General features: G+C 62.0%; 26 protein-coding genes. 19 read left to right on the top strand and 7 right to left on the bottom strand.

Annotation, left to right across the window (positions count from 1 at the left end):
- From EPB08_RS07880 to copD, 4 genes are all read left to right on the top strand, one after another.
- The gene (locus EPB08_RS07880) at positions 1–723 is read left to right on the top strand and encodes a c-type cytochrome (RefSeq protein WP_130618498.1); all 723 of its coding nucleotides are present in this window, start codon (positions 1–3) and stop codon (positions 721–723) included.
- Between the two features lie 210 nt (positions 724–933).
- Positions 934–1221: a hypothetical protein gene (locus EPB08_RS07875; RefSeq protein WP_229238253.1), complete on the top strand. Its 288-nt coding sequence runs from the start codon at positions 934–936 to the stop codon at positions 1219–1221.
- Between the two features lie 286 nt (positions 1222–1507).
- The gene (gene copC, locus EPB08_RS07870) at positions 1508–1888 is read left to right on the top strand and encodes a copper homeostasis periplasmic binding protein CopC (RefSeq protein WP_130618496.1); all 381 of its coding nucleotides are present in this window, start codon (positions 1508–1510) and stop codon (positions 1886–1888) included.
- Between the two features lie 7 nt (positions 1889–1895).
- Positions 1896–2822 (top strand): copper homeostasis membrane protein CopD, encoded by a 927-nt coding sequence (gene copD / locus EPB08_RS07865; protein WP_205746304.1) that lies wholly within the window; start codon positions 1896–1898, stop codon positions 2820–2822.
- A 103-nt stretch (positions 2823–2925) separates the two neighbouring features.
- On the opposite strand, the gene EPB08_RS07860 is transcribed toward copD, so the two are convergent.
- Positions 2926–3753, bottom strand: a complete 828-nt coding sequence (locus tag EPB08_RS07860) for a helix-turn-helix transcriptional regulator (protein ID WP_130618494.1) — start codon at positions 3751–3753, stop codon at positions 2926–2928.
- Between the two features lie 540 nt (positions 3754–4293).
- On the opposite strand from EPB08_RS07860, the gene EPB08_RS07855 reads away from it, so the two are divergent.
- The 3 genes from EPB08_RS07855 to EPB08_RS07845 all read left to right on the top strand — a co-directional run bounded on the left by EPB08_RS07855 (position 4294) and on the right by EPB08_RS07845 (position 6586).
- Positions 4294–4731, top strand: coding sequence for a FixH family protein (locus EPB08_RS07855; RefSeq protein WP_165418439.1), 438 nt, complete (start codon positions 4294–4296; stop codon positions 4729–4731).
- A gap of 22 nt (positions 4732–4753) precedes the next feature.
- On the top strand, positions 4754–6019 hold the full coding sequence (locus EPB08_RS07850; RefSeq protein WP_130618493.1) for a cytochrome-c peroxidase: 1266 nt from the start codon (positions 4754–4756) through the stop codon (positions 6017–6019).
- A gap of 111 nt (positions 6020–6130) precedes the next feature.
- On the top strand, positions 6131–6586 hold the full coding sequence (locus tag EPB08_RS07845) for a hypothetical protein (RefSeq protein ID WP_130618492.1): 456 nt from the start codon (positions 6131–6133) through the stop codon (positions 6584–6586).
- Here the strand turns inward: EPB08_RS07845 and EPB08_RS07840 are convergent.
- The 4 genes from EPB08_RS07840 to EPB08_RS07825 all read right to left on the bottom strand — a co-directional run bounded on the left by EPB08_RS07840 (position 6574) and on the right by EPB08_RS07825 (position 8622).
- Positions 6574–6828 carry a hypothetical protein gene (locus tag EPB08_RS07840; RefSeq protein ID WP_130618491.1) on the bottom strand — a complete coding sequence of 85 codons (255 nt, stop codon included), beginning with the start codon at positions 6826–6828 and terminating at the stop codon, positions 6574–6576. The genes EPB08_RS07845 and EPB08_RS07840 overlap by 13 nt on opposite strands.
- Before the next feature lie 54 nt (positions 6829–6882).
- The gene (locus tag EPB08_RS07835; protein WP_130618490.1) at positions 6883–7350 is read right to left on the bottom strand and encodes a nucleoside deaminase; all 468 of its coding nucleotides are present in this window, start codon (positions 7348–7350) and stop codon (positions 6883–6885) included.
- A gap of 110 nt (positions 7351–7460) precedes the next feature.
- On the bottom strand, positions 7461–7931 hold the full coding sequence (gene cynS, locus EPB08_RS07830; protein ID WP_130618489.1) for a cyanase: 471 nt from the start codon (positions 7929–7931) through the stop codon (positions 7461–7463).
- Between the two features lie 31 nt (positions 7932–7962).
- Positions 7963–8622, bottom strand: coding sequence for a carbonic anhydrase (locus EPB08_RS07825; protein WP_130618488.1), 660 nt, complete (start codon positions 8620–8622; stop codon positions 7963–7965).
- Between the two features lie 116 nt (positions 8623–8738).
- On the opposite strand from EPB08_RS07825, the gene cynR reads away from it, so the two are divergent.
- Together cynR and EPB08_RS07815 are read left to right on the top strand one after the other, a co-directional pair.
- Complete coding sequence (cynR, locus tag EPB08_RS07820) at positions 8739–9635, top strand: transcriptional regulator CynR (RefSeq protein ID WP_130618487.1); 897 nt, start codon at positions 8739–8741, stop codon at positions 9633–9635.
- A gap of 273 nt (positions 9636–9908) precedes the next feature.
- Complete coding sequence (locus EPB08_RS07815; protein WP_130618486.1) at positions 9909–10361, top strand: VOC family protein; 453 nt, start codon at positions 9909–9911, stop codon at positions 10359–10361.
- Between the two features lie 290 nt (positions 10362–10651).
- On the opposite strand, the gene EPB08_RS07810 is transcribed toward EPB08_RS07815, so the two are convergent.
- On the bottom strand, positions 10652–10930 hold the full coding sequence (locus EPB08_RS07810) for a hypothetical protein (protein ID WP_130618485.1): 279 nt from the start codon (positions 10928–10930) through the stop codon (positions 10652–10654).
- Between the two features lie 156 nt (positions 10931–11086).
- Between EPB08_RS07810 and EPB08_RS07805 the strand changes: the two genes are divergently transcribed.
- The 10 genes from EPB08_RS07805 to EPB08_RS07765 all read left to right on the top strand — a co-directional run bounded on the left by EPB08_RS07805 (position 11087) and on the right by EPB08_RS07765 (position 18114).
- The gene (locus EPB08_RS07805) at positions 11087–11560 is read left to right on the top strand and encodes an SRPBCC family protein (protein WP_165418438.1); all 474 of its coding nucleotides are present in this window, start codon (positions 11087–11089) and stop codon (positions 11558–11560) included.
- A 106-nt stretch (positions 11561–11666) separates the two neighbouring features.
- On the top strand, positions 11667–12086 hold the full coding sequence (locus EPB08_RS07800; RefSeq protein ID WP_229238252.1) for a VOC family protein: 420 nt from the start codon (positions 11667–11669) through the stop codon (positions 12084–12086).
- 99 nt (positions 12087–12185) lie between these two features.
- Positions 12186–12590: a hypothetical protein gene (locus EPB08_RS07795; RefSeq protein WP_165418437.1), complete on the top strand. Its 405-nt coding sequence runs from the start codon at positions 12186–12188 to the stop codon at positions 12588–12590.
- A gap of 143 nt (positions 12591–12733) precedes the next feature.
- Complete coding sequence (locus EPB08_RS07790) at positions 12734–13486, top strand: hypothetical protein (RefSeq protein ID WP_130618481.1); 753 nt, start codon at positions 12734–12736, stop codon at positions 13484–13486.
- A gap of 334 nt (positions 13487–13820) precedes the next feature.
- Positions 13821–14393 carry a hypothetical protein gene (locus EPB08_RS07785; protein ID WP_130618480.1) on the top strand — a complete coding sequence of 191 codons (573 nt, stop codon included), beginning with the start codon at positions 13821–13823 and terminating at the stop codon, positions 14391–14393.
- 246 nt (positions 14394–14639) lie between these two features.
- Positions 14640–15014 (top strand): GFA family protein, encoded by a 375-nt coding sequence (locus tag EPB08_RS07780; RefSeq protein WP_130618479.1) that lies wholly within the window; start codon positions 14640–14642, stop codon positions 15012–15014.
- Positions 15015–15185: 171 nt separating this feature from the next.
- A complete protein-coding gene (locus tag EPB08_RS07775; RefSeq protein WP_130618478.1) occupies positions 15186–15944 on the top strand; it encodes a hypothetical protein in 759 nt (252 codons plus the stop codon).
- A 435-nt stretch (positions 15945–16379) separates the two neighbouring features.
- A complete protein-coding gene (locus EPB08_RS07770) occupies positions 16380–17459 on the top strand; it encodes a GGDEF domain-containing protein (RefSeq protein WP_130618477.1) in 1080 nt (359 codons plus the stop codon).
- A gap of 120 nt (positions 17460–17579) precedes the next feature.
- Positions 17580–17720 carry a hypothetical protein gene (locus EPB08_RS21040; RefSeq protein WP_165418436.1) on the top strand — a complete coding sequence of 47 codons (141 nt, stop codon included), beginning with the start codon at positions 17580–17582 and terminating at the stop codon, positions 17718–17720.
- A 106-nt stretch (positions 17721–17826) separates the two neighbouring features.
- Entirely contained in the window at positions 17827–18114 is a 288-nt protein-coding gene (locus EPB08_RS07765; protein ID WP_130618476.1) for a hypothetical protein, read from the top strand.
- Positions 18115–18431: 317 nt separating this feature from the next.
- On the opposite strand, the gene EPB08_RS07760 is transcribed toward EPB08_RS07765, so the two are convergent.
- On the bottom strand, positions 18432–20957 hold the full coding sequence (locus EPB08_RS07760) for an ATP-binding protein (RefSeq protein WP_165418435.1): 2526 nt from the start codon (positions 20955–20957) through the stop codon (positions 18432–18434).
- Between the last annotated feature and the right edge of the window lie 142 nt (positions 20958–21099).

Here is a 21099-nt window from a genome sequence, read left to right as displayed (position 1 = left end):
ATGACTACGCTGAAAATCCTTGGCTTGATCGCGTTGGCGATGGCCAGCGTTGCCTGGATGCCGGCTTTGCACGCTGCGACGGACATACCGGCAGCAGCGGGTACGACTGCCAAGCCCGCACCTTTCCTGGACGTGCGCAGGCAGTCACCGAATGATGGCAACGCGCACGATGGTGCGGGAAAGGCGACGGTATGTGCCGCTTGCCATGGCCCCAAGGGCGTTGCGGTCGCACCGAACTTTCCGAATCTGGCGGGCCAATCCGCGACCTATCTGTACCTGCAGCTGAAGCAGTTCAAGGGTGGCCAGCGCGGCGACCCGGTCATGAGCGGGCAGGCGGCCAACCTCAGCGATACCAACATGCGGGACCTCGCGAGCTATTACGCGTCACTGCCGCCCAAGACGCCGGGATCGGACGAAACGCAGTCGGCGGGGGCCCAGTTGTTCCTGAGCGGCGATCCGGCGCGCGGCATCCCGCCATGCCAGGGCTGCCATGGTAGCGATGCTACGGGTCCTCGCTACGAAGCGAGCGGCAAGCCTCAGCCACCTTGGGCAACCTTCCCTCGTTTACGCGGCCAGTCGCTTGTCTATGTGACCAAGGCTCTGAACGACTTTCGATCAGGCGCGAGAAGCGACAGTTCAAACGCCAGGATCATGCAATCCATTGCGGGCACGCTGAGCGACGACGATATCCAGCATTTGAGCACGTATTTGTCATCGCGCTGAGCGGTCGGGCCAGCCTGCCAGCATCCGGAAGCCTTCGCGGCACGATACCGTTGTGGCGAGGTGGCAGCTAAGACTTCCATACCACCATATTCAATCGTCCTACACATGGGTCGGCGCAGGCTTCGTGAGCCGTTATGGGCGACACGGGTATGGGAGAACATCATGGTAAGTCACAGCAAGTTCCCGGGGTGGCGACGGACAGGTTTGGCCTTGGCACTCGTCCTGGCCTCTGCTGCCGCGATGGCAGCCCAGGATTCCCCTCCGAAGCCGGACTCGATGAGCAGTCAGCAGGGCATGGAAGGCATGAAAGAGGGGCACGCCAAGGTGCAAGGGATGCACACGATGCCTGCCACGGTATCCGCCGTGGATACCAAGACCGGTGTCGTTGACGCCACCGCCGGTGGCATGGCCCTGAAGGTCCATTTCCCACCTGCAAGCGTGGCGAATCTGAAGGCGGGTGATCAGATCACCTTGCATCTCGCCTTCAGCAAGCCGTGATAGGTTCGCGGGTGCCTCGACGCTGAGGTACGGCACATCGATGGATGAGCCGGAACGGCCACGACCTCATGGGGCGTACGGGCGAGTGATGTCGGCGGGTTTGAGGTACCGGGCGTTCTACCTCATGCATCGCCATGCCCCTGGAACGACCGTCGACCATGTGCGAAAGAAGTTTCTTCCCGCCCACGATCGGCCGAGGGCCGTGGGCGTCCCTCTTTGGCTCAAACGTGGCGTTTCCGACATCATGAAAGAATCTATGGCTCAGTTCGCTTCAAAGGAATCCGTCATGCCGCAACTTCGTTCCTTCACGCTTGGCCTTGCCGCCGCCGCGGCATTCCTTGCCAGTGGCGCTGTGTTTGCCCATCCCAAGATCGTCTCCACCACGCCGACCGATCACGCCGAGGTCAGCGCACCATCGACGATCGAGATAGCGTTCTCGGAAACATTGATGACCCAGCTCTCGGGCGCGGATCTGACCATGACGGAGAAATCCGGCACGACGGGGTCGACAAAGATTGAGGTCAAGACCGCGGCATCGGCGGATGCGAAATCGTTGGTGATTACCCCGGCCCGGCCCCTGAGCCCGGGAACCTACCGAGTCGACTGGCATGCGGTATCCACCGATACACATGCCGTGAAAGGTTCCTTCAGCTTCCGCGTGAAGTGACCCGTTGATGTTCGATGGCTTGTTGGTACTCAGCCGCTTCGCGCTCTATATCGGCCTCATGCTGGCCTATGGTGTGCCGCTGTTCGTCCTTCAGGTCATGGGCATCAACACGTTGGCCTCGCCCGTCGTTCGCCGGGCCATGCGCGTGGCGGCTGCGGCAACGCTAGTCGGCTTGCTGGCATCGGCGACGGCGCTCTGGGCGATGGCGCAATCCATGAGTGCTACCAGCGATCCAGGCGCCGTGTGGTCCGTGGTGCGAACGCTGCTCACCCAGACCACCGTGGGGATGACGTGGAACCTCCGCGTCGCGCTCCTTGTCGTGTGCCTGTGGCTTGGCGTGGTCACCGGCATCCAGGCCCGCATCCGCGTAGCCGCGCTCTCGGTGCTTGGCGCCGTGGCCTTGGCGACGCTCGCATGGGCAGGTCATGGTGCGATGAACGACGGTGCCGTCGGCTGGCTTCATCTCGCTGCTGACATTGCGCATCTGCTTGTTGCCGGCGCCTGGGTGGGTGCTCTGGTCTCCCTCACGCTTATTGCCGGGACCGCATCACGCCAAGGCGGGCGAGAGGCAGTCGTTCTGCTGTCGAGCGCAGCGACCGGGTTTGCCCGAATGGGCACGCTGATCGTGGCGGTGCTGATCGTCACTGGAGCGGTGAACTACACCCTGATCGTGGGCCCGACCCTGTCTGGATTGGTCGAGGCCCCATACGGCCGTCTCCTGCTGATAAAGCTCGGACTGTTTGCGAGCATGCTCGCGCTCGCCGCGACCAATCGTTTTCACCTGGCACCGGCACTCAGTAAGGCGGAACACGACGCAGATGTCGCCGGCGCCGTGTCGGCCCTCAAGCGCAGCATTTACCTCGAAACGACGTTGGTGATCTCGATTCTCGGCCTCGTCGCCTGGCTGGGTACGCTCAACCCGGGAGGAGGGTAAGCGCTAGACGGGCGGCGAGGTGCCGCGTTGTTGCTGGTCCGCTCTACTTTCGTCATGCCGGGTTACCAGCATTCTGCCCGCATGAAATCCATGGGTGACACTGTCACGGGGGCGTCGTGCCCTTGATGGCAGTGGCCTTCTCGAAACCGATCATGGTGGGCGCTACCCCGAACATGCGCCTGCAGGTGCGCGTGAAGTGCGCAGCGTCGGAGAATCCGGCGGCTTGTGCAGCATCCGTCCAGGACAGGCCCTTGGTGGCCTCGACCACAGCGAGTTCAGCGCGTGCCCAAAGCAGCCAGGCGCGGAACGAGGTACCTGTCTGGGCAACGAACAGATGCCGGAATCGCCCCGGGGAAAGGTGGACCGCCGCCGCGACATCCTGCAGTCGGATGGGTGAAGCCAGATGCGCGCGCATCCATTTCAAGGCGGCAGTGATGCGTGAATCGGATCGCGTTGCAACTTGCGGATTTCCGGCAATGCGGCAGATCGCGCCCTTCGCGTACTGGGCCAGGCGCAGGTCGGGTGCACCCGCCAGGTATTCGTTTCGCAGGTACGTTGCCGCCGCCTCGGATTCCTCGTCGGACAACAGCGCGACATCGCTTCCGGCGAATCGCTTTCGCAGGGCGGCGCCCTGCAGGGAGTTGGGTTCGACAAACAGCATGGCGACGGTGGAGCCGCAGCCGTCGAAGCTGTGCGGCCGATCAGGCATGGCGACCATGCCGGCCGTTTCACGCGACTCCGGCCAGGATCGTGCATGGACACGAAAACGCCCTTCGAGCGACAGCGATATCTGGATCGCATGGTGGGCGTGCTCCGGCACCATGCCTACCTGGCGCGCGACCCAAAGGCTGCCGCCGGGCCAGAGGACGATTCGCCCGATGCCAGCCAGCATCCGCTTCCTGGCATCAGTGACAGCTTCAAGTTCGGCCACGACCTTCCCCCGGAGTCAGCCCCAATATTCAAGACCCGCCACCGGAGAGTAAGGAAACTTTGTCGCGCAGGCCAATACCGGCCCGCCACAATCCGGAGGCACTCCCATGAATACCGAAACCAAGACTTGTTCCTGCAATCCCTGCGTGGGCGCTGGCTGCGATTGCGGCTGCCAGACTGCCATCTCGGCCGCGTCCACTTGCGGTTGCGGCTGCCAGCAGGGTGCGCCCTGCGGCTGCGAGCCGAACTGAAGCCTCGAAACCCCCTTTGCTACGAACCGCCGCCTCGTCCCGATCCGGAGCCTGGCGATCCGGCACTCGATGCCGTCCCTGCCGACTCACTGGCAAGGCAGGGTGAGCTACAGCGCGAGCGGAAGGCTCATCCACGGTCTCGTGGGTGAGTGCCTCATGACGCCGACCATGTCCCGGAACCGCAACCGGGCAGTACAGAAACTTTTTCTGCCGAGTTCCCCGAACGTACCGTGCTGTCATGGCCCGTCGGGGGAGATGACTGTGCTCGGCTCATTACGGACGCCACTTCCATGATCCTCCGCACCGCAATCTCACTTCTCCCGCTCGGTTTTGTAGTCGCGGCTCACGCCATGTCGATGCCGGGCGATCTCGACACCGGGATGAAACATGCGACGGCCCACCACGCCTTCGTGGCGGAGCTGGAGCCGCCAGCGAACCCGGCGGCCATCAACCAGATGCACAGTTGGCGCGTCAGGGTGACGTCACCCGACGGGCAGCCGTTGCACCAGGCCCGCATCACGGTCGATGGCGGGATGCCCCAGCATGGCCACGGCCTGCCGACCCACCCCAAGGCGACGCGTGAGCTCGAGGACGGTACCTACCTGCTGGAAGGCATGAAGTTCAGCATGACCGGCTGGTGGGAAATCAAACTCGCAATCGAAGCTGGTGGCGTCGGTGACACGGTGACGTTCAACACCGTCGTCGACCCGCAGGCCTCGGTGCGCTGAGCGCCACGGCGAGTCGAGCGATATGAAACGTCCATGGTCGATCAATGCGCTCTTCGCGCTGGCGGTGCTGATTCCTCTTGCAGTGGTGATGGGGCTCGCAGCAACGCCGATGCGCGCCACCAATGCGTGGGGCGCTGCAGACCTGCAGGTCCTGGGAGGGCTGATGATTGACGCGCTCCCTCCGCCGCCTTTCGATCCTTCGAATGCGTTCGAGGAACAACCTGCCGCGATCGAACTCGGCAGGCAGCTCTTCGGTGACGTTCGCCTCAGCCGGAATGGTGCGGTCGCATGCGCGAGTTGCCATGACTCTCGCAAGGGATTCCAGGATGGCCGGCCTGTGGGGCAGGGGGTGGGGACCGGGCGTCGCCGGGCCATGCCTATCGTCGGCGCCGCCTACAGCCCGTGGCTGTTCTGGGACGGCCGCAAGGATAGCCTCTGGTCTCAGGCGCTCGGCCCGCTCGAGGATGGCGTGGAGCACGGTGGCAACCGCACGCACTATGTCCATCTTCTGTCGACCCACTACGCACGGGAGTATGAAGCGATCTTCGGAGCGCTTCCCGACATGAGCGGTATACCGCTCGATGCCGGTCCGCTGGGAACGCCTGCGCAAAGGGATGCCTGGGCACAACTGGATCCGGCGGAACGGGTGGCCATCAGCCGGGCGTTCGCCAACATGGGCAAGGTCCTGGCGGCCTATGAGCGGACGTTGAGGCATGGCCGCACGCGGTTCGATAGATATGTACAGTCCGCGCTGCATGGCGATGCGACCGAAGCATCCCTGTTCACCGCGCAGGAGGAGAACGGCCTGCGTCTCTTCATTGGGCAGGGGCAATGCATCAGTTGCCACAACGGGCCGCTGTTCACCGATCAGGGATTCCATAACACCGGAGTGCCTGCGCGAAGTGAGGCAGTGCCTGATCATGGACGTCGCGCAGCGCTGGCCCTGGTGAGCCAGGATGAATTCAATTGCCTCGGGCCGCACAGCGATGCGCTCCCCGGACAATGCGAGGAACTGCAGTTCATGTCCGAGGATGACCCGGCGCTCGATGGTGCGTTCAAGACGCCGGGTCTTCGCGGTGTGGTACAGCGGGCCCCCTTCATGCATGCCGGTCAGTTCGGCACGCTCGAGCAGGCCATTCGCCACTACACGCAGGCCCCAGAAGCTCCCGTTGGCCGATCCGAGCTCGTGCACGGCCGCGCGCCGATCAGGCTGTCGGAAGATGATGTGCGCGACTTGGCGGCATTCCTCGGTACTCTTTCCGAATCGGGGGAAGGCGCCTCCTCGTGAGCGGGGGCAAGTGGTCGCCCATCTTGGGCATGGGATTCGACTTCAAAGTGCGTTGCGGGCCGGGAGCTCGACGCGCATGTGTTCAGCCTTCAACTTTGGAGAGCATGTGACATGAGCATCGCCATCGGTATCGCCATGGCCGTGGCCATGTGCCTGGCTGCACGATTCATTGGATTCGACCGTGATCGCGCCTTTTATCCCGTTCTCCTGATCGCCATCGCGTCCTACGACCTGGTCTTCGCGGCGCTCACCCAGGATGCGGGCGTCATCGTGGCCGAATTCCTGCTGGCAATGGTTTTCATCGTCATGGCTGTCATCGGCTTCAGGAAATGGCCGGTGCTGGTGCTGCTGGGGTTGGTTGGTCACGCGGCAGCGGATGTCGTGCATCCGCATATGATCGCCAATGGAGGAATTCCGGCCTGGTGGCCCGGATTCTGTGCTGGGTTCGACGTGGCCACCGCGGTGGTGTTCGGGTTCCTCCTGTACGCCGCTATCCATGCCGAGTCCCACGAAAAAATAGATCCGCTTTCCAAAGTGGCCGTCGAGAGATCAGGTCAAGCTAAATGATTCCACCTCTGTTGGCTTCCATCCTTCGAGACTTCTGTCATGTCGAATGGTATGAAATGACCGAGTTGAAAGCGCTTGCCCTCGAAGGAGACGCCCGGTATGACGTGGCGCTCTTCAGGAGGGAACTGGCTGATTGCATCCTGAGCCATCCAGCGATTCCTGTCGTCCAAATCAACAGCCTTACGGGCAACGAGTTCGAGACGCAGGATGAGGCCCGTCAGTGGCTGGTAGAGATTCAACATGGCCTGTTCGGGACATAGATCGACCGCTTCCAACCGAAAGCGGTCGTCACTACCTCATTGCGCGTTGAGTTCCTTCCAGCGCTGATACACCTTGATCGCGGCGTCGTCCTTCTGCTCGACCATGGGCATGCGCCTCTCGCCGATCGGCTTGCTGAACTCGGTGTAGAACGTGTCGAGTTCGAAGTACTTGCGATCGTCGCGGTAGAACGGTGCGTAGTCCTCGCGCGTGGTGATGTAGATCACCTGGCGCGGGCTGCAGTAGTACATCGAACCCAGGCACATCGGGCACGGGCTGGCCAGGATGTAGATGTCGCAATCGGTCAGATGCTCGGTGCCCAGCTTCCTGCAGGCTTCGCGGACGGCCAGGATTTCTGCGTGCGCAGTCGGGTCCTTGGTCTGAGCCACCATGTTCGGACTCTCGGCGACGATTTCGCCATCGCGAGCAATCACCGTCGCGAACGGGCGTCCACCTTCTTCGACGTTCTTCATGGCCAGTTCGATGGTGCGCTTTACAAAATCCATGGGTTACCTCAGCAAGACGAGCCAAGCGGACGCTCGGCGATAGATAGTGGCGTTCGTTCGCAGCCGGGCAACACCGCACGACGCGGGTTGCCCGGTTGCGGGCAGAGAGATCAGAACGGCTTGGTCGGAAGGTACTTGCCGTCGAGCGTGATCACGGCGCGGGAGCCGCCTTCCGGATCGTCGACCTTCTGTACGTCGAGCTTGAAGTTGATTGCGCTGATGATGCCGTCGCCGAACTTTTCATGGACCAGCGCCTTCAAAGTCGTGCCGTACACCTGCAGCATCTCGTAGAAGCGATAGATGGTGGGGTCAGTCGGCACGCGATCGGGGATGCTGCCTCGCAACGGGATCGTCTGCAGCAGCGCCGTGGCGTCCTCATCGAGGCCCAGCTTCTTCGCAACGATCGCGGCGGCGTCAGCCGGCAGGGCGTGTTGACCAAGCAGTGCGGCCGTTACGAAAGCGATGCTCAGGCCCGTGCCCTGCGTGATCTGCTCAAAGGACAGATCCTTCTTGAGTTTGGCAGCGATGATGGCTTCGGAGAGCGCCTGGCGGGCGGACTGGGTGTGTTGTGACTGGATCATGGAACGGAGGCTCCTGGTGGACGCGGGGGAATTACGCTGCAGTCGCCTGCGAAACGGGCGTGGCGCAGGCGTGGGGATGCTGTGCGAGAGAGACGAAGCGGCCGGTGGTGCCATCCAGCGCGTCGATGCTGCCGGTCTCGATGTCATAGACCCAGCCGTGCAGGGCGAGGCGGCCCTCTTCGAGTGCAAGGCGCACGGCAGGATGCGTCTTGATGTTGGCGAGCTGCGCTATCACGTTCTCGCGGACCATCGACTGCACGCGCTCGATAGGTGTCTTGTGCTGCCTCGCCTCATTGACCACGCGGGCCGAATCGGCATAGCGCAACCAGCTCGCGACGGCCGGCATATGGTCCAGACAGGTGCAGGAGGCGATGGCCGTCATTGCGCCACAGTCGGAGTGGCCGCAGATCACGACGTCCGACACTCGCAGGGCCGCGACGGCGTATTCCACCGACGCCGACACACCGCCCGGCTCCGGCCCGTAGGAGGGCACGATGTTGCCGGCATTGCGAATCACGAAGAGATCGCCGGGCTCGCGCTGGGTCACCAGCTCCGGTACGAGGCGACTATCGGAGCATGAAATGAACAACGCGCGCGGTGCCTGTCGCGTGGCGAGCTCCCGAAACAGGCCAGCCCGCTTGGGGAAGGCGTCGCGCTGGAACTTCAGGAACCCTTCGATGATGTCTTTCATGGCTGCTGCTCCTGGCCCGGGTGGGGCGATGGAGCGCAAGTTACGCGCGGCCGAGCATAAGGTAAAAGACTGATTTATTATGTATGTCATAGGAATAACTTATGTAGTGAGCGTCCATGCTTTCACGACACATCCACTACTTCCTGGCCGTAGCCGAGCACGGTGGGTTCACCCGTGCGGCCGAAGCACTCCATGTCTCGCAGCCGGCGCTATCGCAGCAGATAAAACTGCTCGAGGAAGCGCTTGGCGTACCGTTGTTTGAACGGACCGGCAAGGTCACGCGCCTGACCGATGCCGGCGAGGTGTATCAGCGCTACGCGCAACGCGCGCTGATGGATCTCGAGGCCGGCAAGCGCGCACTGCACGATGTGCAGGATCTCAGTCGCGGCGCGTTGCGCCTGGGCATGACGCCCACTTTCACCTCGTACCTGATTGGCCCCTTGGTCGAGGCATTTCACCGGCGGTACCCCCATATCGTGCTGACCGTGCGCGAGATGCCGCAGGAACGCATGGAGGAACTCCTGAGCAATGACCAGCTCGACGTGGGCATTGCCTTCGATGAGGTGCGATCTCCCGATATCGAGGCCACGGCCCTGCTGGTGGAAACACTGGCGCTCGTCGTGGGCAAGGAACACCCCTATGCAGGCAAGCGGACCATCGGGCTGCAAGCCTTGAATGACGAGTCGTTGGTGCTGCTTTCGAGCGAGTTCGCTACGCGCGAGCAGATTGATCGCTATTGCCTCCAACACGCCGTACAGCCGCATGTCGCGATGGAAGCCAATTCGATTACCGCCGTGACGGAGATCGTGAGGCGCACCAGTCTTTCCACCTTGTTGCCGGCCTCGGTGGCCGAGCAGCATCCCGACCTGTCCGCCATTTCGCTCAACCCCAGCCTGCTGAAACGCACGGCAGTGCTGTTGAGGCGGAAGGGCGCGTACCAAAGCGCGGCGAGCAGGGCGTTTGTGGACCTGACGCTGGAGCATTGGCCCGGGCGCAAGAAGCGACGCGCCTAGCCCGACGTCGCTGGCAGCTGGTTAGTGCCTCTCGGTTCAACGTATCTGGAAAGCGGTATCGGGATGGGGTCCCCTCATGGCGTCGGATGGCGATCTACGCTTCGGTCCGCGGCAGGGAGAGGGACGATGGCTGACCTGAAATGAATTCGGGAGTACTTTCTCGAAGCCGAAGAGCCATGGGCCGTGTTTCGGTACGAAGAACCACTCGCCTTCGATCCAGGCGGGCGCGCCATGCATGGGGATTGGGAAAGGCACACAAACTGGAGGATTTGGATGAAGCGGCAATCGATTTTCCTGCTTTGCGCAACCGTTCTTTCCATTCCCTGCCTGGCGCTGGCCGAGTCGCCGCCGCCAGCAGGACATATCACCGGTGTGGGCGGTATCTTCTTCAAGGCGAAGAATCCCAAGACCCTCGCGGCCTGGTATCGCGATGTTCTTGGCATGCCAGTGGAAGTCTGGGGCGGTGCGGCTCTCCGTTACGACGCGCCGAATCACCCGCCGGCACTGGCATGGAACATGTTTCCCGCGACAACGAACTACTTCGCGCCATCGACCAGCGGATTGATGATCGACTACGCCGTGGATGACATGGATGCGTTGCTTGTGCGCCTGCAGTCCAAGCATGTCACGGTCCTCAAGCGCGACGACAACGACCCCAATGGCCGCTTTGCCTGGATCCTCGATCCCGAGGGCAACAAGGTCGAGCTCTGGGAGCCCAAGCGCTAGGTGCGCCGGGGTTGCCCTCTACCCAGCGTGGCACGTGCATCAAGGGCGAATAAATAAGGGTCGAGGTTGATCGGTGTTGCGGGCCGAGAGATGCTTGCGTGGCATGATCCGTGTTTATTCGATCAGCGCGTCTAATCAGCTTTTTGCGAGCTTTACCGCGGCCATGAGAACGCCGCCAGACACATCCCTCGATGCACCGGCGGCGTCTATCGCCCAAGCCACTGGCTTCGACGGCGAGCGGGCAGGGCCGGCACGGTTGACGTTACGGCCGCCCTGGCTGGCATTCCCCGTCATTCACGCAACTGATGACTATCCGCGGCGGAGAGGTCGAGCTCATAGATACGCTTGAGGTCGGTGATCTTCTTCAGCGTGGCGGCAGAGAAGGGCGGCTTGTTTTCCAGTGCGTGCAGGGCAATGCCTTCCAGCAAGTCACCCAGCGACAGATCAAGCGACTCGGCCAGGCCCTTCAGCACCTTGAGCAGGCGCTTTTCCAGGCGCACGCCGGTCTGGATCCGTTCTATCTGGCGGGCCGGCGAGTGGGCGGTCGTCCTTTTTTTTGCGGCGGGCATGAAAGGATCTCTCTATGACAGCGCATGAGTATAGGCTTGCGCCGAAGTTTTCATGTTGGTAACTTGGTACCAAGTTACCATAGTAGGGTGTGTGCCGCCATGCCGCGACTCCCAAATAGGATGGCCTGCCTCCTACGGGGCAGCTGCATGCTGGGGTTGGCACTGGCCGGCACCGGCGTCGCCATGGCCTCCGAACCTCATTCCAATACCCGTCGCTTTCACCTGGACGCCCCCTGCGCGCGCGTCTTCCCGCTATTCACCGCCGTTGGCGAAAAGCAATGGGCGGAGGGGTGGGATCCGATGCTGTTGAGTGGAAGCGAACATCGGGGCAGTGCATTCCAGACACGCCACCCCGACGGCCAGGTCACCACATGGATCGTCACCGAATACGACCCTGCTGCGGGTCGTGTCAGCTATGCGCGTCTGGCGGAAGGCTCCAACATCGGGCTGGTCGATGTGCGCTGCACGAAAGACGGCAACGGCAGCGCTATCGACGTGACCTACACGCTGACCGGCTTGACCCCCAAGGGCGAGACTTTCGCAGCGAACTTCACCGCAGACGCGCATTACGCAGCCATGATCGACGAATGGCAGGGCGCACTGGTGAAGGCGCTGGTGGCAAAGCCCTGACGCTCATGGAGAAATGGGTTCCTTGATCGGATGAAACCGCTACCGTGGTAGACATCAAGGATCAGACCACCGGCAGATAGAGAGGAAGAGCATGGTGCTTAAGCGAATGGACAACGTCCTCATCGTGGTCGATGACCTGGACGCCATGAAGTCGTTCTTCACCGAACTGGGACTTGAGCTTGAGGGTCAGACAACCGTTGAAGGGCCTTCGGTCGGCAGCCTGATCGGCCTCAAGGACGTCCGGGCCACCATCGCCATGATGCGCACTCCCGATGGACAGGGCATCGAGCTGGACAAGTTCCACAGGCCCGACGCGGTCAGGTTCGGGCCTATAGACGCGCCGGTGAACGCACTAGGCCTGCGCCGGATCATGTTTGCTGTTGACGAAATAGATGCTGTCGTCGCGCACATGCAATCTCACGGCGCCGAACTCATTGGCCAAATGCAGTACGGGGCCTCGTACCGCCTCGCCTACATCCGCGGGCCTGAAGGCATCATTGTCGGGCTTGCCGAGCATCTTGGCTGAGTAACGGTAGTTCGCCCGCGCGCACGCCAATCACTGTGGCCTAATGGACTGTAGCTGCCCGATGCCTTGCCGCCGGCCGCCGGGATTGCCATGCTGAGGGTGTCCGCATTCGACCCGGAGCGGACCTTTGCCGTTGAGCGTCAGGCTTCATGGAATTCAGAGAAATATCCGGACTTTCACAGGTGCAAAATGATCAAGTACCCCGTTGTAGACATAGGCGAGCTGCGCAGGGTTGTGAACGATCTTTTGGACCACGTTGAAGCCATAAACGGCCCCGAACTTCGACTTGACCAGGATTACTACTGGGACGTCGACAGCGATCTCTTGTATGACATGACCAAAGATGTGCCAAAGGCCGATCTAGTGGGAAGTCTTGGTGACAGCTGGGAATTCCTACTTAACTTGCGAAAGCAAGGAGGTGACATCAAGGTCGAGGGTCCTTCGCTCATGCTTATCCATGCGGCGCCACTATTGCGCTACATCGGAGAGAAGGTCGGTCAGTAGGAAGTACTAAAGGTCCGCTCTCGACCCGGAGCGGACGAAAGGGCGCATGGGTTCGTCACCTGGATTAGGCGAGTGGTCCGCTTTCGATCCAGGGTGGATGGGAGCGTAGGTTTCATGCCGTGGAAACGGCGAGGGGGGGGGCAGTGCGGCAGAAGTTTTTCGTCGCGGGAATCACCTTGTTGGCTGGAGCGTCGATCATTCCGGCGACGGACGGTCATGCCCAGGTCGCTGACTCGGTATCCAGCAATTACGCCAAGGCGATCTTTACGGTCATCCAGTGGCACTGGGAGCGTTATTCCTTCAGCGCCGAACTGGAGCCGGGCTCAGCCTGCACGGCGCGGATCATCCAGTTGCGTGGAGGCGACATTCAGAGCGTCGAGATTTTGCCGGAGTGTGATTTCAACGAGGTAGGTCGCACGGATCTCGTCGACGCTGTGCGCCAATCCGGACCTCTTCCTTACCACGGCTTTGAGAGCGTCTATCAGCGAGAGATCCAGATTGTCTTCCATCCTGCCACCGCCAGTGATCGCGAGGCTAGGGCGGCAAGCCAGGCGTCAGAAGCCCAGATAAAGAATGATTCCGCCGAGTCGGACAAAAAGTGGGAGGCAACGGTGGGGCTGCCCATGCGGCGTGCTGAGTACGCCAGGCGATGTTCCTTTCATCTTCTGTGGGAGATGCCAAGGTTCAAGTTGCAGCATCCTGTCGAGGTTGTCGTTTCCGTCGATGAGTCCGGTAAGGTGGTGCGTGCGACAGGAGCCAAGGGCGAGCCGATAGACCAGCCATTGCTCGCGGCGCTTAGTGCTACGCCACCTTGCGACCATGTTCCGGCCGATCTGATGTCGGGGGCAGACACCCTCACGGTGGGGCCCATGACGGTGCGTAATTCCGGGGAATGATTCACCTGAGGCAGGGCTTGTCCGGCCTTGATACTTCGGTGGGTCGATCGGTGAGAGAAATGGGGCCAGAGGGCTGATAAGAGATTCAGTGATCGCAACATTGAGTCAATGCTGGCGCTTAATGTCCGCTATCGACTGCGGATTCAGCCGGTCGTTGCAACACTCCTACTGCTCGCGCAGTCTTCAGTGCGTTGCAACGACCGGCTGAATCCGTAACCCAAGGCAGACAATCCGCCGCTTTCGGTTCCTTGATCGCAGGCTCTGACGGCTTGATTGTCGTGACAGCTAACTGGGTGCTAACGTCTGCCGCACCCAACCCCGCAAAGGAAAACGCATGACCTCCGTATCGCCGGAAGCCGTTGATGTGCGTCTGACCCAGCTTGAGCGTTCGTTGCGACGCGCACGCTGGGGTATGGTCGGTTTGCTGTTGCTTGTGGTGGCGATGTTCCTGGCTTGGTACGGCGTTGGTGGCATCGTCCAGCGCGAGATACGTGTCCACCACATTTATGCCGTGGATGACGCGGGTACGGTGCGCGTGCGAGTTGGCGAGGATCCGGCGGGCGGGAACCGTAAGAGCCGCGTAGCCGGCTTGGTCGTTTACGACACCACCGGAATCGAGCGTGGCGGCATGGCCACCATGGCCAATGGCAGCGTGGCGATAGGGCTGGATGCGCAGCATTCCGAAAAAGGCGTGCCCCGCGACCGCATCGGCATGATGGTCGACGGCAAGGGCAACACGGTGTTCATACTGGAGGACGGCCAGGGTGCCCCCATCGTGACGGCCAAGGGGGCTGCCGCCAACGGTGGTGCCTTGCAGGTTTCAGAGGCCACGCCTGATGGCAAACAATTGCAGGTACGCACGCTAGGTGTGCACGGCGACACGCAGTCGACTGAAAGTGGCGAGTGACCAGCGCTTTATCCTCGTCGCCAGCGACGTGGGTCGGGAGTCAGGCAAGGGGCCGTTGTGGCGGCTCCTTGCTGTTCGTTGCAGCCCAGTATCCGCTACTGGACCTTGGCGGACAGTTTAGAAGCCAGGCTTTAGCGGGAGGTCACCTCAGCGATTGACAGAATTTGGGTCGTCGCTTGTGTGCTGCAGGAGTTTTCCACCGCGCTTGCGCTCAAGCAGCTGCCATTATCCCTGGGAGGTCACGCCATGGAGTACCTTGCTCGCTGCCATTGCAAGCGCGTGCACTTTTCGTTCCGCAGCACCGAGATCACGGCAGGCAAACGCTGTAACTGCTCACTGTGCATACGCAGAGGCGCGGTGCTGTCGCCGACCTACATTCCGGACGCCGACTTCACGCCGCACGCCGATGAGAGCGACCTGGCCGTGTACCTCTGGAACGACGAAGTTATTCGGCACTATTTCTGCAAGACGTGCGGTATCTATACATACGGTGTCGTTACTGGCGAGGACGGCAAGGACCGTTACCGAGTCAACCTCGGTTGCGTGGAGGGCCTCGACACGCTCGCGCTCGACATCACGATCGTCGACGGTAAGGCATTGCCACTCGCTGATGCGTCTTGAGTCCCCTGGCGCCGAGTAAAGCGAGGTCAACGGCATCGGCGAGCGCGGCATGTCCGCACGACGTTGTGCTAGCAGGATCGATCAGATAGCTATCCGCTTTCAATGTTCTCGGCAATGTCCGCTATCGACTCAAAGTGGCATTTGGGGGCCACGGATGATCAAGGGAAGGGTATGAAAGAGCGCGTCAAGGATGATGTACTCACGCTAGCGGCCATCGGAATACTCGTCTCGATGGTTGCATCGTTGGCCCATGAGGCCATCGGGCATGGCGTGGGCTGCGCGGTAGATGGCGGGCGCATTTCTCTTATTACATTTCTCGTATTCCGATGCGCGGGAGCTGGCACGATGGCCGATGGTGGCGGCCCGGTTGGCGTGCTTCTGGCAGGGTGCGTAGCGTTGACGTCAGTGCGCGTCTTTCAATCCAAGGGGCTTACGGGGCGTCTGTTCCTGCTGAACTTCGGTGCTATCACGCTGCTTTGGGTTTGCGGCCAGGCTATGGAAGAGGCCTTTGATGGTAGCGACGACTGGGGACACGTCGCTCATGACCTTGGCTGGTCCAGCCAATGGCATTGGCTGCTGGCCCTGGCCGGCCTGCTTGGCTACATCATCACCCTGCGGATGGTCAGCCGCCTGGGCAGCGTCCTGGCGAATGGACGCCCGGCGCGGTTGCTTCTTCCTTATGCGACGGCAACGCTATCGGCTGTCGTGCTGGGTGCTCTCTGGCACGGTGGTCGCGCTGCTTCGGCGCTGGACGGCTTTCTTTCCTTCGGAGTTGCGCCTGTCGGGCTTTTGCTCATCGCTAGACGGTTAGCACCTATGGAGCCGGCGCCAAACGTGGTTTCCCGTAGTGTCGGATTCGTCATTTTCGCTGGGGTCATCTGGCTAGCCTTTGCCCTGACCGTGGCGAGGGGGTGGGGGCCGCTTTCGTGATGTCTGGCGCTTTTTGATAGGTCCGCCTTCGACCCATCGAGGACATCATGCTTTTGGTGGGCGAACCACGCAGATGGCCACCGGCGCCAGTAAAGCGCTGGAGAAGTTGTATGGCACGAGGGGACGCTCCGGATTGCGAGAATCAGGTCGCGCCTGGCTACCTGGGTTAGCGGCGACCCTCTGGGGCGGATGCGTAGGGGGCCTTTGCCAACGTTCCCGCCTTCGAACCATGGCTGCCCACGCAGTGTAGAGTGGATTGGCCGCTGCCCCTCCTTTACTGCGCCATACCAAGACACCATCATCGCGGAGGCGCCTCTGCCCACCGGGAGCTCGGCGGGTGCTGCGTCGATCACACGCGTCACAATCCCTGTCTATCCTGCTTACTGCGCGTCTACTGCGTGGGTGGCGACCACCTGACCCAGGCTGTACCGATCCATGAATCACCCGAGTTCCACCAGAACTTCCACGTATGGCTTCGAGCGCAGCTTGCCGATGGCCATCATCGTGTTGGCGCTGCTGAGCACGTCCTGTGGCTGGTGGATCATGGGGGCGCAAGGCCTGCTTTCTCCCGTGCTGCGCGGGATGTTCGGCACCTGCACCGTGGTGCTGGTGGTCCTGTTCGTAGTCGCATGGCGACGGTGGCTGGAAGCTCGCGCCATTGCGCTGGCCTGCCTGCTGTTCGCCGCCACGATTTGCGCGCTGTGCATGGCCTTGCGCCTGTATTCTCCCCGCTACGGCGCGGGACTGGACTTGCAGCCGCTGTATCTGTGGATCCCGCTCATCTATGTGTTCGCATTCACGCTGACGGGCCACAAAAGCAGCCTGGCCATTTCACTGGGCGTGCTTGTGCTGTTCGTTCTCATCAGCCTGCATTACCTGGTGCGTGACATACATGCGCCTTATGCCAACTTCACCGTGCAGCTGCATATCGTTTCCGCGGCGCTGGTTGCCTCCCTGTATTTCTTTTCCAGCTTTCAGCGGCGCTACCGGCTCGCGGAGCGCACGGTTGGCCAGCTCGCGGAGCTGTCCAATACCGACGAACTCACCAAGCTGAGCAACCGGCGCCGCATGGCCAGCCTGATTGATGCCGAGCTGGGGCATCTGCGGGAACGAGGGGCGATGTTCGCAGTGTTGCTGTTCGACATCGACCACTTCAAGGTGGTCAACGACCGCTACGGCCACGGCACGGGCGACGAGGCGCTGATTGCGCTGGCCCAGCGTGCCGCACAGGTGTTTCGAGGCATGGACACCCTGGGACGCTGGGGAGGCGACGAGTTCGTGGCACTGGTTCGCAACGTCGATGTCGCAGAGGCGCTCCACATTGCAGATGTACTTTGCCGGCACGTGGCGACCGAACCGATGGACGGAGGCCACGCCATCACGATCAGCTGCGGGGCTGCGATGGCCCTGGAAACGGACAACGTCGACAGCGTGCTGCAGCGCGCCGATGCAGCGCTATACGCGGCCAAGCGCGCCGGGCGCAATCGCGTTGAGGGCATGTCGCCAACGGTCTGAGTCGTGGCTTTCATGGCCGGCTTGCTGTTGAAGCTCAAGCTTGGCTAGATTTCCGCAGGCTGGAGGCCATTGCAGGCCCTCAGCAATGCCTACGGAGCCAAGCCATTCGGAGCGGGTTGAATGAAGCTGACATGGAAAGTCGTGCTGAAAGGGCTGATTCGCTTGCTACTGTTAGTCCTCGGCTGCGTCATTGCCGGCGGTGTGGCGTACATGATCCTCATAAAGCTGCTCATGGCGGCGCACCTCAAGGCGCTGCAGTAGTCCGCTGCCCCATGTCCACCTTCGAAACAAACGACATCGCCGACACACTCATGCGCGCATCTGCTAAAACCCCAGTCCTGGTCCGACGCACGGGAGGGACGTCACGATGACCTACAAGCAGCCACCGCTTAGTCGCGGCGTGTACCCCCAGAAAATGAACTGGCTATGGCGGCTGGTCTGCGAAGCGGGCTACATCACCGTCGATGACGTGGTGTCAGCCTTGCGCGCGAAGGGCTTGGAGGTGGAGCAGGGCCGAGCCATGGGCTGGCTTCGCGCCGAGGGTGATGACGGGTATTTCCCGCTGAGCATCGCCGAGCTGGAACAGAACCTGCGGTCCATCCTTTCTGCGCGTGCGGAGGCCACGCAGCCCGGCGAGGCCAGCGATGCGGAGTAATCGCGAAACGCAGGATAGGAAGTGATTTCGCAAGGGGGCGTGGGCGCGCTTTCGAGGGTAGGTCAATCGGGGGCAGCGGCCGGACCCGAAGAAAAAAGCGATGGACCAGGTGATCGCGCGTCGAGTTGGTGCCGCTGAGATTGGGACATGCGGCTTCGGAGAAGACAGGATCTATCCTGTCGCGCGCCACGTACAGGGAAATAGCGGGTTCCCCCGTCTTCGAGCCAATCTTGGGCAAGTCATTGAGACCTCGGTCCTAAGCTCCGTTTTCGACCCATGGCAGGCCCCGTAGGGGCACGACCGGCCCCAGGGATACTTCATCCGTCAGCCTGATAGACATCCAATGGGTTCCGCACGGCGCTGGCGCTAACCACGTCTTCAAGGGTTGCGCGTGCTTCGGACGCGATGTCCTCGAAGCGCGCCGAATATCCTTCCTGTTGGGTCTGTGCAAAGGCTTTGCCAAGTTGGCGGCGGGCCCTTTGCTCGGCAATCGCCTGAGCCTTGCGCCACTGCGGCATGAGGGGAGCGGCGCTGGACTTGCGCACACGTGCGGCGGCAGCCATGAAGCGTGCTGCGCGCTGGGCTTCTCCGCGCTCGCTCGAGAGGTAGGCCGCGCCCTCGACGCAACCTGCGACGCCGCGCCAGTGTCGCAGGCCGATGAACGCATCGAGATCCGCGAGCCAATCGCCTGCTGCGCCTCGCAGTTGCCCGAGATAGAAGCGCTGGAGAGCACGGTTTTTCAGGATATACGCGCGCTGGAATAGATCCCTCCCTAGCACCGACACCGCACCGTAGGCCTCGCCCAGGCAGGCCTCCGCTTCGGCATGGCGTTCGGTCAGCGCCAGCGAGATGCCATGCCCAAGCAGGGCCATGGAGCGTAGCCAAAGGTCGCCCTGTTCCTCAGCGAAGGCCTGGGCGGAGGCCGCGCAGGCCTCGGCCTGCACCAGATCTCCACAGGTGGCGAGCTCGAACGAGAGCACCGCCTGGCCGGCGGCGGCGAGCGACTGGATTTCCAGGCGGGTTGCCAGGCCGATGCCTTCGCGAAGTAGCGGTCCGGCATGCTCGTGGAGTTGCGACTGGTGATTCACGGTGCCGCAGGCGATGAGGGCCTTGGCGCGCTGGCGGGTCTGCCCCTGTCCGGCGTTCAGGGCCCGGTCGATGCGCCGCGCGGCGTCGTCGTAGTGGGAGCACATCCTGTAGTACCAGCAGAGATTGCCGCTCATGGTCAGCGCGTGCTCGACCCGGTCCTGGCGTGACATGGCGTAATCGAAGGCCACATGCAGATTTGACCATTCGCGCCTCACGCGATCGCACCAGAAATGTTCGCGATCGCTGTTCATCGCACGATCGACGTACTCCGTGAATTGAACAAAGTGGGCCAGGTGTGCGTCCCGAACGAGCGGTTCCTCGCCGCTTTCGGCAAGCTTCTCCCGAGCGAACCATTTCACGCTGTGCAACAGGTGATAGCTGGGTGGATGCATGGTGGTATCCGCCACCAGCAACGACTTGTCCACCAAGCCGACCAGCAGCTCCAGTACTTGCTCCTCGTTCAGGCCAAACACCTTTCCGACCGCGTTGGCGCCGGTCATCGTGCAACCTCGCGCGAAGACACTAAGGCCGGCGAGAAGGTATTGCTCGTCCTTGGACAGCAGTGCAAAGCTCCACTCGATCAACGCGTGCAGGGTTTGATGGTGCGCTGGCCTTCCGGGACTCGCTTCGGCAAGGTTGAGCAGGTGCGCCTTCATGCGTTTCAGCAGCTGCTCCGGATTCAGCAGCCGAAGATGCGCCGCTGCGATTTCCAGCGCCAGCGGAAGACCATCCACGCGGCGACAGATCTCGGCGACCGCGGCCGCGTTCGCCTTGGTCAACGAAAACCCCGAGGCGAAAGAACGCAGACGTGTCAGCAGGAGCTGTACTGACGGCACCTGCGCGAGACGAACAATATCCTCGTCGGTCGGCCATTCGCCCGAACCGGGTACGTCCAGCGGCAGCAGCCAATAGAGTGATTCGCTCGCACAGTTCAGGCGTTGCTGGCTGGTCACGAGCACGTGCGGCCCCACGCTGTCCTCGAGCAGTGCTTCGACGACCTTGCCGAGGTGGGCGGCGACTCGCTCCCCGTTGTCCAGCACCAGAAGCACATGACGCTCCCTCAACAGCTCAATCAAGCTGTCCATCAGTGCGTCGGTGCCGGCCGGGTTATGGATCTCGAACATGCCCGCCAATGCGTGTGTCAGTCCTTCTTCGTCGGTCAGCGAGGTGCAGTCGACCAGCCAGACGCCATCCGGGAAGTCCGCCGTGATCCTTCGTGCGACTTCCAATGCAACCTGGGTCTTGCCCACGCCGCCCGCGCCGGCGATGGTCACCAGCCTGCTGTCGACCACCAGTCGCTCGAGGCTGGCGATGTCGTGCTCGCGAGCTATAAGCGCGTGGGGCCCGACCGGGAGGCGACCTCGTATCGGCGGTGCGAATTGCAGTGTCGCTGCTCCCTCTGCCTCCGCGTTTATCAGAGGCGCGATGAAGCGATAGCCAAGGCTGTGGACGGTCTGGATGTAGCGTGGCTGCTCCTGGTCGTCCGCCACGGTTCGCCGCAACTGCGAAATGACGCGACTGAGTGTGGAGGGTGTCACGCAGCTGTGGCCCCAGACGGCGTCGAGAAGGTAGTCGCGGCTCAGCAGCTGGCCAGGGTGTGTCAGGAACTCGACCAGGACGGAGAAGACCTTTGGTTCGACTTCCAGCTCACGATCGCCGCGCAACAGGCGGTGGGCGCCCGTGTCGACAACGATGTCTCCAAAGGCGTACTCAGCTGGCTTGTCGCCCTTTCCCGAATGCTCGCCGATGCCCATGATCTGGCACACCCTATGTGGAGCCCGCTTTGGCGATGCGGGCAGAGACCCCACCTCGATGCTCGCGTCACACCTGCCGACATTCAGAGCCTGCGAATGGCAGCAAACCACTATGCGCTCACCCTGATTTGGTCGGCTATCG

This window comes from Dyella amyloliquefaciens (assembly GCF_004296575.1).
Lineage (GTDB): Bacteria > Pseudomonadota > Gammaproteobacteria > Xanthomonadales > Rhodanobacteraceae > Dyella > Dyella amyloliquefaciens.
The sequence above is the reverse complement of the archived record's forward strand: the minus strand, read 5'-3'. Positions and strand labels throughout refer to the sequence as shown.